Annotated in this window: 8 protein-coding genes; 1 reads left to right on the top strand and 7 read right to left on the bottom strand. The window is 62.1% G+C overall.

The window, feature by feature from the left end:
* Window positions 1-465 precede the first annotated feature (465 nt).
* From arcC to B5F12_RS11130, 7 genes are all read right to left on the bottom strand, one after another.
* Window positions 466-1413 (bottom strand): carbamate kinase, encoded by a 948-nt coding sequence (arcC, locus tag B5F12_RS11160; protein ID WP_087234410.1) that lies wholly within the window; start codon window positions 1411-1413, stop codon window positions 466-468.
* A complete protein-coding gene (argF, locus tag B5F12_RS11155) occupies window positions 1410-2402 on the bottom strand; it encodes an ornithine carbamoyltransferase (protein WP_087234408.1) in 993 nt (330 codons plus the stop codon). The genes arcC and argF overlap by 4 nt, the downstream gene beginning before the upstream one ends.
* Before the next feature lie 26 nt (window positions 2403-2428).
* Window positions 2429-3649, bottom strand: coding sequence for an arginine deiminase (arcA, locus tag B5F12_RS11150; RefSeq protein ID WP_087234406.1), 1221 nt, complete (start codon window positions 3647-3649; stop codon window positions 2429-2431).
* A 133-nt stretch (window positions 3650-3782) separates the two neighbouring features.
* The gene (locus B5F12_RS11145) at window positions 3783-6428 is read right to left on the bottom strand and encodes a CAP domain-containing protein (protein ID WP_087234404.1); all 2646 of its coding nucleotides are present in this window, start codon (window positions 6426-6428) and stop codon (window positions 3783-3785) included.
* Window positions 6429-6594: 166 nt separating this feature from the next.
* A complete protein-coding gene (gene prfB, locus B5F12_RS11140; RefSeq protein WP_087234402.1) occupies window positions 6595-7716 on the bottom strand; it encodes a peptide chain release factor 2 in 1122 nt (373 codons plus the stop codon).
* 411 nt (window positions 7717-8127) lie between these two features.
* Complete coding sequence (locus B5F12_RS11135) at window positions 8128-9804, bottom strand: DAK2 domain-containing protein (RefSeq protein ID WP_087234400.1); 1677 nt, start codon at window positions 9802-9804, stop codon at window positions 8128-8130.
* A 34-nt stretch (window positions 9805-9838) separates the two neighbouring features.
* Window positions 9839-10189: an Asp23/Gls24 family envelope stress response protein gene (locus B5F12_RS11130; RefSeq protein WP_087234398.1), complete on the bottom strand. Its 351-nt coding sequence runs from the start codon at window positions 10187-10189 to the stop codon at window positions 9839-9841.
* Window positions 10190-10483: 294 nt separating this feature from the next.
* Between B5F12_RS11130 and B5F12_RS11125 the strand changes: the two genes are divergently transcribed.
* Complete coding sequence (locus B5F12_RS11125; protein ID WP_087234396.1) at window positions 10484-10678, top strand: hypothetical protein; 195 nt, start codon at window positions 10484-10486, stop codon at window positions 10676-10678.
* The last annotated feature ends 178 nt before the right edge of the window (window positions 10679-10856 follow it).

Here is a 10856-nt window from a genome sequence, read left to right as displayed (position 1 = left end):
CCGTTGGTTCCCTTGTATTGCCCTGGGGGATTCGGGAGGGGCAAGCCCCTCCCCTACACCCAACAACGCAAGAAATTCGGCAATGTTCAGGGGCTTTTTGCGCCCGGCCTCCGGCAACTGGGAACAGTTGCATACCAGGGTAAGGCTCTGGGGGTAGAAGTGCTCTCTGTCAGAGAAGCAGGCACCTTCTGTAGAATGTCCACGCCATCTATGTGACATGAACTAGGCCAAGGGCCGAACAGAGAAGAACGCAGGCGCACCCCCCGTACCGCGGGGTGGATTCCACAAGGCGGGGGAAGGCCCCGCCTTTGGCGATTCTTTCCCCGATTTCTCATCGGGGAGAAATCGGGCCCAGCGGAGCGTCCCCGGCGGGGACGGTGGTTTTCACCACAGAAATCGGAGAAGAACAGGCCCTCTCGGTCAGCTTTTGGGCAGATGACTCCCTTCATGCAAGGGGGCCATTTGTCAGGCCGTCACCCGGGTGCCGCACTTGCCCGCCAGGGCCTCCAGCCCCCGGTCCAGGCTGGTGATGATGGCGGTCCGGCCCCGGGCGGAGCGGGCAAACTGAATGGCCGCCTTCACCTTGGGCAGCATGGAGCCCTCCCCAAAGTGCCCCTGGTGGGCGTACTGCTCCAGGGTCTCCGCCTTCACCTCGCCCAGGTCCTCCTGCTGAGGGGTGCCGAAGTGGAGGGCCACAGCGGGCACCTCGGTGAGAATCATCAGCACGTCCGCCTCCATCTCAATGCCCAGACGGCAGGCGGCCAAATCCTTGTCGATGACGGCGGCCACCCCTTCCAGATGTCCGTCCGCCCCCTCCACCACCGGCACGCCCCCGCCACCACAGGCGATGGTGATGGTGGTGTTCCACAGCCTTTTCATGGTTCCAATCTCCACAATGCGCTGCGGGCTTGGAGAGGGCACCACCCGGCGGTACCCTCGCTGGCCGTCTTGGCGCATGTGATAGCCCCGCTCCCGGGTGAGGGTGTCCGCCTGGGCCTGGGTGTAAAAGGGCCCGATGGGCTTGGTGGGATGGGAAAAGGCGGGGTCCTGGGGGTCCACCACCACCTGAGTCACCACCGTCACCACAGGGATGTTCTTACCCTGGGCCCGCAGGGCGGCGGTGAGGGTTTGCTGGATGTGGTAGCCGATATACCCCTGGCTCATGGCCCCGCACACGTCAAAGGGCATGGGGGGCGTCACGTCACGGGCGGTCTCGCTGGCCAGGAGGATGCGCCCCACCTGGGGGCCGTTTCCGTGGACGATGGCCAGCTCATACCCGGATACCGACAGCTGGGACAGCTGCTGGGCGGTGCGCTGGAGCACCTGGTGTTGCGACTGGGCGGTGGGGGGGAGCTGTTTGTCCTCCAGGGCGTTGCCCCCCAGGGCCACCACCACTTTGGTGGCCCCCCTCATAGGGTCGCCACCAGAATGGCACGGATGGCGTGCATCCGGTTTTCCGCCTCGTCAAAGACCACCGAGTGACGAGAGCGGAACACCTCGTCGGTGACCTCCCGGATGTCCACCCCCTTGTCCATCCACTCTTTGGCCAGTTTGGTGTCGAAGTTGTGGAAGGAGGGCAGGCAGTGCATGAAGATCACCTCGGGATTCCCCGTGGCGGCCAGCATGGTGTGGTCGATGCGGTAGGGGGTGAGAAGCTTGGCCCGCTGGGGGATCAGCTCCTCCTCGCCCATAGAGGCCCAGATGTCCGAGTAGAGCACGTCCGCCCCCTTCAACGCGTTGGGGTCGCAGGTCAGGGTGATGTTGGCCCCGGAGATGGCCCCCTCCTGCTTGCAGGCCTCCAGAATGGTCTTGTCCGCCCCGTCAATGAGCTCCTGGGGCCCGTAGCCCACAAAGTCCACCCCCATCTTGCAGCAGCCGAACATCCAGGCATAGCACATGTTGTTGCGCACGTCCCCCACAAACACCACTTTGCAGTCCTTGAGGGGCTTGTTGATGTGCTCCTCCATGGTCATCATGTCCGCAATGATCTGGGTGGGGTGGTCCAGGTCGGTGAGGCCGTTGTACACCGGCACCCCGGAGTATTTGGCCAGGGTCTCCACGTTGGCCTGGTCGTAGCCCCGGTACTCGATGCCGTCAAAGAAGCGGCCCAGCACCTTGGCGGTGTCCTCCATGGACTCCTTTTTCCCCATCTGGGAGGAGCCGGGGTCCAAGTAGGTCACCCGGCCTCCCTCCTCGGCCATGGCCACTTCAAAGGAGCAGCGGGTGCGGGTGGAGGTCTTTTCAAAGAGCAGCACGATGTGCTTGCCTTTGAGGGCCTCCCCGTGGAGTCCCATCTGCCGCTTGGCCTTTAGGGAATGGCCCAGGTCCAGCAGGTAGCGGATCTCCTGGGCGGAGAGGTCCATGAGGGTGAGGAAGGATTTGCCTTTTAGATTGACTGCCATGGTTGTGATCTCCTTTGCAACATAGATTAGATGGAACCCCGTACCAGGGGCATGGTCATACACCGGGGGCCGCCCCGGCCCCGGGACAGCTCGCTGCTGGGAATGGTGAGCACCTCAATGCCCGCCTCCTCCATGACCCGGTTGGTGACGTGGTTGCGGGAGTAGGCCACCACCCGGCCGGGGGCCAGACAGAAGGTGTTGGAGCCGTCGTTCCACTGCTCCCGGGCGGCGTCGATCACCGAGTTGCCGCCGCACTTGAGGAGGGTGACGGAGTCCAGGTTCAAATGCTCTTTCAGGATGTTTTCCAGGCTGTCCTCCTCCTCGGTGATGGTCAGGTGGGACCCCTCCTCCAGCTCCAGCACGAAGAGGCGCAGGTGGGAGGAAATGCCCGGGTGCATGGTGAATTTGTCGTGGTCCACCATGGTAAACACCGTGTCCAGGTGCATGAAGGCCCGGTTTTTGGGGATGTCAAAGGCCAGCACCTTGGTAAAGCCCACCTGGGGGGAGAGAAGCCGCTTGGCCAGCTGCTCAATGGCCCAGGGCTGGGTGCGCTGGGAGATGCCGATGGCCACCACCTGGGGGGAGAGCACCAGGATGTCGCCCCCCTCCATGGAGGCGGGGGCGGCCCGGTCGTAGTACACCGGGGTGCCCTTGTACTGGGGGTGGTAGGCGAAGATATACTGGGCGAAGAGGGTCTCCCGCCGCCGGGTGACGGTGTGCATTCGGTGGATGGTTACCCCGTTGCCCATGGCGGCGAAGGGGTCCCGGGTAAAGTACAGGTTGGGGATGGGGTCCAGGACAAAGGGATAGTCGTCTTCCAGGTAGTCGGTGAGGTTTTTCCGCCCGTAGCCCCGCACCTGGGCCTTGCGCAGCCCCGCCATCATGGCGGACACCATGTTGTGGGTGGACATGGACAGAAAGTGGTCGGCGATCATGGCGGTGCGCTTGGTGCCCCGCACCCCCGCCTCGGCGATATACGCCCGGACAAACTGCTCCTTCACCGCTCCGTCGGTGAGGGACTCGCTCACCAGGTCGGTGAGGTACACCACCTCCACGCCGTTGTCCCGCAGCAGCCCACAGAAGGCGTCGTGCTCCTCCTGGGCGATTTTCAGATAGGGGATGTCGTCGAAGAGCAGGCGCTCCAGATACTCCGGCATCAGGTTTTCCAGCTCGCCCCCGGGGCGGTGGAGCAGGACCCGCTTCAAGGGGCCAATTTCGCTTTTGATGTCAATGGCCGGCTGACCCATGCAATCACTCCTTTGGGTTTCACTTGCATGGATAGGGTTTCCCATGGGAGAAAAAGTATGCAAAAAAAATCCTGTGGCCCTCAAAAGAGGGCCACAGGAAATGATCAGGGGAATATGGGGAGATGCGGAACGATTAGCGGCGGCGACGGACAGCCACTGCGCCGACTCCAGCCAGGGCCAGCACGCACACCGCCAGGATACCCACATACACAGTCAGGTGGCTGTGGTCGCCGGTGGACGGGACCGTGCTGCCGGCCTGGGGCTGGGTGCTGGGCTGGGTGCTAGGCTGGGTGCTAGGCTGGGTGCTGGGCTCAGTGCCAGTGGCGGGAATGGTCTCCGTGGCACCCAGGGCGCCGCACACGGTGCATTCCTGGTGACGGCTGCCTGCCTGGGTGGCAGTGGGCTCCTGGTCCACCACCCACTCATAGGAGTGGCCCAGAGCCGCCACGAGGGTGTCGGTGTAGGTGTCACCGCACACCGAGCAGGTGTGGGTGGTGTATCCATCCTGGGTGCAGGTGGGGGCGGTGACTGTGTCCACATAGTGGTGGCTGGCGGGGATCACCTCATCCCGGGTCTCGCCGCAGACGGTGCAGGTGTAGCGCATGGTGCCGTTTTCCGTGCAGGTGGCGGGGGTGATGACAGTGCCCTGGTCCCAGGTGTGGCCAGTGGCGGGGATGGTCTGGACATCGGTGACGGCATCGCACTGAGAGCAGTGGATGGACTTGCTGCCGTCCTGAGTGCAGGTGGGAGCCTGATCCACGGTGTAATCATCCTCCCAGGCGTGACCGGTGGCGGGGATCACCTCGTCCCGGGTCTCGCCGCAGACGGTGCAGGTGTAGCGCATGGTGCCGTTTTCTGTGCAGGTGGCAGGGGTGAGGACGGTGCCCTGGTCCCAGGCGTGACCGGTGGCGGGGATGGTCTGGACATCGGTGACGGCATCGCACTGAGAGCAGTGGATGGACTTGCTGCCGTCCTGGGTGCAGGTGGGAGCCTGATCCACGGTGTAGTCATCCTCCCAGGCGTGACCGGTGGCGGGAATCACCTCGTCCCGGGTCTCGCCGCAGACAGTGCAGGTGTAGCGCATGGTGCCGTTTTCTGTGCAGGTGGCGGGGGTGAGGACAGTGCCCTGGTCCCAGGTGTGACCAGTGGCGGGAATCACCTCATCCCGGGTCTCGCCGCAGACGGTGCAGGTATAGCGCATGGTGCCGCTTTCCGTGCAGGTGGCGGGGGTGAAGACGGTGCCCTGGTCCCAGGTGTGGCCAGTGGCGGGGATGGTCTGGACATCGGTGACGGCATCGCACCGGGAGCAGTGGATGGACTTGCTGCCGTCCTGGGTGCAGGTGGGAGCCTGATCCACGGTGTAGTCATCCTCCCAGGAGTGGCCGGTGGGATCGACGCCCCGGGTCTCGGTATAGCCGCAGACGGAGCAGGAGCGCTGCTCACTGCCGCTCTGGGTGCAGGTGGGAGAGGTGACGGTGGTCCAGGGGCCAAAGGTGTGGCCGGTGGCGGGGATGGCTTCGGTCTTGGTCGCCCCACACAGCTGGCAGGTGTAGGTGCGCACGCCATCCACGGTGCAAGTGGGCTCCGTGGTGACAGAGGCCACATAGTCGTGGGGCAGCATAGGTACCTCAGTCTGGGCCACGATCACCGTGTTGCACACGGAGCAGTGACTGCCTTCCGTGAGGCCGGTGTGGGTGCAGGTGGGGGCAACGGCAGGATCGATGACAACCGTGTGCCCGGTGGCGGGGATGGCCTCGGTCCTGGTCTCTCCACACAGCTGGCAGGTGTAGGTGCGCACGCCATCCTGGGTGCAGGTGGGCTCAGTGGTGACTACACCGTCATCCCACTGGTGCTGACAGGGGGCCTGGGTGACGGTGACCGAGCAGGTGACGGTCTGGCCCGCCACGGTGGCGGAGAGGGTGGCGCTGCCCGCCCCCAGGGCGGTGAGCTTGTCGCCCTCCACCTTCACCACATCGCTGCCTGCCGTCACAGTCCAGTTGGGCTCCAGCGTCACATGGATGTCAGGGGTGTAGTCCCAGGTGTCATTGGTCTTCAGTGTGGCGGACACGGTGGGCAGGTCTGCCTGCTCTCCAGCCGTCAGAGACAGGGGGGAGATGGCGTCCAGGGTGACGCTGCGGATGGAGCTGGAGGCCACCTGAATGTCCACAGGGGTGGCGGAGTTGTTGGGGGCGGTTTCCGTGGTGTTAGGGGTAAAGGGACGGCCAAACTCCTGAACCCAGAAATGCACCCCGCCGTATACCACATGGGCAATGCCGATGGAGGTTGCGTTCTCGGAGAGCATATTGCGGCGGTGGCCCTGACCGGCGTAGTCCTCGTTGTCCTCCCGCCAGGCCTCAAAGACGGCCTGGGCGGAGGTTTGGCCAATCGCGATATTTTCCGCAGACCAGTAGCCGTTTGCGCCAAACTCATCGAATGCGGTAAAGCAGCTGCTGCCGTCCGGTCGGGTGTGGCTATATGTGACCACGATCTCGGCGGCCCGCTGCATGGCCACCCGCTCCAGGTTGTAGTCATAGGTGAGCCCCTGGAGCTTACCGGATTGATCGGTTTTGGTGGAATTGTCCTGGTTCCAGTACCAGGCATCGTTGCTGGCACGGAAGTCGTTGATCAGTGTCAGCATGTCCCGGGCGTCGGTCTGGGAATAGGTGACATCCAATTGGATGTCGATGTCGGTGCCGGCGGCAGAGACGGGGGCGGCGCAGGTGAGCAGAAACACGGCGCTCAGCGCCAGAGCAAGACATCGGCGAATCAGCTTTTTCATGATTGATACCCTCCTAATCGTATCATTGTGGTACTATTGTAGTCCTCATGTCAGGAATAGTCAACCATATAAGACAATATTTACAAAGAAGTTCCCCTGGCCTAGAGGGAAGAAATCGCCTGTCCCGGAGGCGAGGAGCACCCGGGACAGGCGATGTGTGTGGGAATTATTTGGTGGCCCAGTTGCCGGTGGCGGAGGCGGTGAGGTAGGCGTTGATGAAGCCGTCCAGGTCGCCGTCCATCACTGCATTGATGTTGGAGGTCTCGTAGGCGGTGCGGTTGTCCTTCACCAGCTGGTAGGGCATGAACACGTAGGAACGAATCTGGCTGCCCCACTCGATTTTCAGCTGCACGCCCTTGATGTCGGAGATCTTGTCCAGGTGCTCCTGCTCCTTGATCTGGATGAGCTTGGAGCGCAGCATCTTCATACAGGTCTCCCGGTTTTGCAGCTGGCTTCGCTCGGTCTGGCAGGCCACCACCAGGCCGGAGGGCTTGTGGATCAGTCGCACGGCGGAGGAGGTCTTGTTGACGTGCTGGCCGCCGGCACCGGAGGCGCGGTAGACCTGCATCTCAATGTCCTCAGGGCGGATCTCCACTTCCACGCTGTCGTCGATCTCGGGGGTCACCTCCACGGCGGCGAAAGAGGTCTGACGGCGGGCGTTGGCGTCGAAGGGGGAGACGCGCACCAGGCGGTGCACGCCGTGCTCGCTCTTCAGGTAGCCATAGGCGTTCTCGCCGTCAATGCGGATGGTGGCGGACTTGATGCCCGCCTCGTCGCCGTCCTGGTAGTCCAGAATGGAGTAGGTAAAGCCGTGGCGCTCGGCCCAGCGGGTGTACATGCGGTAGAGCATCTGGGCCCAGTCCTGGGCCTCGGTGCCGCCGGCGCCGGCCTGGAGGGAGACAATGGCGGGGGAGGGGTCGTACTCGCCGGACAGGAGGGTGGCCAGACGGGCCTCCTCCATGTTGCGCAGAAGGCCCTCGAAGCCCTCTTCCACCTCGGGCACCAGGGATTCGTCCTCCTCCTCGTTGCCCATCTCACACAGGACCATCAGGTCGTCCCAGGTGGACAGACGCTTGGCCTGGGCGTTGATCTTGCCCTCCAGCTGGCTGATGCGCTGCTGGATCTTCCGGGCCTTCTCCACGTTGTCCCAGAACCCGTCGGAGGCGGACTCCGCCTGGAGCATATCCAGCTCCCGCTCAGCGGCCTCCAGGTCCAGGGCCTGCCCCAGCTCTTCCAGCTCGGGCTTGAGGTTGTTGAGTTTTACCTTGTATTCGTCAAATTGCAGCATTCTCGTTCATCCTTTAACCGGCCCATGGCCATAATATATCTCATATATTATATAGAAAGGCCCCTGGGTTGTAAAGGGGGGAGATTCCCGTCAAAAAGATGATTTTTCACCGTCAACGCTGGCTGACAATTGGCCCGGCCTGGCCCATAAAGATCAGGTCGTCCACGTCCTGGGCGGGGGTGTCGGATTTCGGGGGTGTGGTTTGCAACAACATGGTCAATCGCTCCGTTTCTGTCAATGTCTGTGGAGGAGGGGCGGGCAAATTCCCGCCACACTCCCCCGTATACCATGTAGTATATGCGCTTGGGGGTGAAAAGTTGCGTGAAATATGGAGAATCATTTTTTGCAGGAAAAAAGAAAAACCCAGCGGCGCAGCGTCAGCTGCACCGCCGGGTTGGAGTGTTTTGGCCGTTATTCCGCGGAAATCATATAGTAGTACACGGGCTGGCCGCCGCTGAGCAGGGTAATCTCAGCGTTGGGGCACAGGCGCTGGAACAGGGCCAGGGCCTTGCCGGCGGACTCCTCGTCCACATCCTCGCCGTAGAAGATGTTGATGAACTCTGCCGTTTGCTGGGTCTCGGCCTGGGCCAGGTTCTCCAGCAGCTCCTCCATGGACTTGGCGGTGCCGAACAGCTGGCCGTCGCTGAGGGCCATGTAGTCCCCCTCCTGGATGGCGAAGCCGTCAAAGTCGGAGTTGCGGGCGGCGTAGGTCACCTCGCTGGTGTGCACGTGGCTCATGGCCTCGGTCATGGCGTCCACGTTGTCCTGCACTTGACCCTCGGGGTCCATCACCAGCAGGGTGGAAATACCCTGGGGCACGGTGCGGGTGGGGATGACCACCACTTCCCGGCCCTCAATGAGGCCCACACACTGCTGGGCGGCCATGATGATGTTCTTGTTGTTGGGCAGCACGAACACGGTCTCGGCGGGGGTGCGGGCGATCTCCCGCAGAATGTCCTCGGTGGAGGGGTTCATGGTCTGGCCGCCGGAGATGATGCCGTCCACGCCCAGGTCCCGGAACACGGAGGCCAGGCCGCCGCCGGCGCACACGGCCACCACGCCGTACTTCTTCTCCACGGGGGCCACTGTAGTCTGCTCCTCCTCGTGGTGGTCGTCCTCCAGGTCGTCCACGCTCTGGGCCTTGCGTCCAGCGGCCAGATCGTCGGCCTGGGTGCGCATGTTCTCAATCTTGGCCAGCTCCAGGGTGCCGTACTTCTGGGCCTCGTTGAGGGCGTTGCCGGGGATGTTGGTGTGGACGTGGACCTTAAAGGCCTCGTCGTCCTCACCGATGACCAGGCTGTCGCCGATGCTGTTGAGGTAGGTGCGGAAGGGGCCCAGGTTGACATCGGGCTGGGCTTTGCGGACAATAAAGACGGTGTCAAAGGCGAAGGTGATCTCCTCCTGGCTCATGGCCATAAAGTCGGCCTTGTCCTTGGTCTGGGGGGCGTCGTCCCGGTAGTCCTGGGGAGCGGGAATACCCCGCATCTCGTCCAGCATACCCTGGAGGATGATGAGGAAGCCCTTACCACCGGCGTCCACCACGCCCGCCTTCTTCAGCACGGGGTTCTGGTTGATGGTCTCAGCCAGGGCCTCCTGGCCGTGGGCGATGGCAGCCTCCAGCACGTGCTCGGCGCTGTTTTGCTCCTGGGCGGCCTCAGCGGCGGCCTTGGCGGCCAGGCGGGAGACGGTGAGGATGGTGCCCTCAGCAGGCTTCATGACGGCCTTGTAGGCGGCGGACACGCCCTCATGGAGGGCGGTAGCCAGGGCCACACCGTCGGCGGTGTCGTGGTCCTTCAGGGCCTTGGACACGCCGCGGAAGAGCAGGGAGAGGATGACGCCGGAGTTGCCACGGGCGCCCCGCAGCAGGGCGGAGGCGTTGGTGGCGGCAGCCTGGGCCACGGTGGTGGCGGGCTTTTTCTTGGCCTCAGCGGCGGCGGTGCCAATGGTCAGGGACATGTTGGTGCCGGTGTCGCCGTCGGGCACAGGGAAGACGTTGAGCTCGTTGATGCTCTGTTTCTGGGCGTTGATGGAGGCAGCAGCGTGCACCACCATGCGCTGAAACAATGCGCCGTCAATGATGTCGATCATAATGTTAGCAAATTCCTTTCTATCAGCGCTGGCCTTAGCCGATGACCATGGAGTCTACGCACACGGAGACGCTGCGCACTTCCACGCCGGTGAGGCGGTTGACGTTGTACTTGACTTCACTTTGGATGGAGCGGCTCACGGCCACCAGATTGACCCCGTTGTCCACGATGATGTGCAGCTCAATGGACACGGAATCGTCCTCGTGATAGACCAGCTTCACGCCTTTGGACATGGACTCCCGGCGGAGCAGATGAACCAGGCCGTCGGTCTTGGAGCGGAAGGCCATCCCTTTCACGCCGTAGCAGCTGGTAGCCACAGCGCCGGTGATGTTGCTGAACACTTCGCTGGCAATGCGGATGCGGCCGATTTCAGTTTGTATCTTCATGGAACCCTTCCTTTCTATGGTAAGAGTGGGAAATGTGTGGGCAAGACAAAGCTTTAGTCAATACATTGTATTCCATTTTGGAGGAAAAAACAAGGGGAGTTTTCCCACATAGGCGGGGGAAAGGATGGAAAATTTCAAGAGAAATTCCCGGTTTCTGGTGCAATTTGTGGAAGGAGGCCCGGAGGGCCGGAGAGGCGGGAAAGGGAATTATGAATTTTTTTCAAATCCCATTGTTTTTTGCACGCAAATCGTGTAAACTATGACGTGCCAAAACACACAAGGGAGGGACTGAACATGAAAGTCATCCGCTTTATCTTGAAGGCAGCCGCCGTGGCTATGGCCGTGAGCGCCGTGGTATGCTTGGTGATGGCATACTGGGACAAGATCGTGGACACATTCTACGCCATTGCCGACAAGGTGGAGGAGAAGAAGGCCAACTGCTGCTTCTGTTCCTCCGAGTACGACGATTACGAGGATATCGACCTGTAAGAGCCGACAAGGAGCGGGCCGCTGAACCATCAGCGGCCCACTTTTTTGGCAATGAATCATGAAAAATGAAGTCCTGCAAATAAAAGTCAAGCACCAAAATGAAAAAAGTCCCGCAAAATTTGCGAGACCGAAAAAAGGGTGCAACAAATCAGACCGGAGAGAAAGCACCTCACCGGCC

Source organism: Pseudoflavonifractor sp. An176 (genome assembly GCF_002160435.1).
In the GTDB taxonomy this organism is placed as follows: domain Bacteria; phylum Bacillota; class Clostridia; order Oscillospirales; family Oscillospiraceae; genus Enterenecus; species Enterenecus faecium.
The sequence above is the reverse complement of the archived record's forward strand: the minus strand, read 5'-3'. Positions and strand labels throughout refer to the sequence as shown.

What these genes read in the sequence shown, in the direction of transcription:
- arcC (WP_087234410.1), bottom strand. Translation starts at nt 1,413, where the DNA reads ATGAGGGGGGCCACCAAAGTGGTGGTGGCCCTGGGGGGCAACGCCCTG.
- B5F12_RS11130 (WP_087234398.1), bottom strand. Translation starts at nt 10,189, where the DNA reads ATGAAGATACAAACTGAAATCGGCCGCATCCGCATTGCCAGCGAAGTG.
- B5F12_RS11135 (WP_087234400.1), bottom strand. Translation starts at nt 9,804, where the DNA reads ATGATCGACATCATTGACGGCGCATTGTTTCAGCGCATGGTGGTGCAC.
- prfB (WP_087234402.1), bottom strand. Translation starts at nt 7,716, where the DNA reads ATGCTGCAATTTGACGAATACAAGGTAAAACTCAACAACCTCAAGCCC.
- argF (WP_087234408.1), bottom strand. Translation starts at nt 2,402, where the DNA reads ATGGCAGTCAATCTAAAAGGCAAATCCTTCCTCACCCTCATGGACCTC.
- arcA (WP_087234406.1), bottom strand. Translation starts at nt 3,649, where the DNA reads ATGGGTCAGCCGGCCATTGACATCAAAAGCGAAATTGGCCCCTTGAAG.
- B5F12_RS11125 (WP_087234396.1), top strand. Translation starts at nt 10,484, where the DNA reads ATGAAAGTCATCCGCTTTATCTTGAAGGCAGCCGCCGTGGCTATGGCC.
- B5F12_RS11145 (WP_087234404.1), bottom strand. Translation starts at nt 6,428, where the DNA reads ATGAAAAAGCTGATTCGCCGATGTCTTGCTCTGGCGCTGAGCGCCGTG.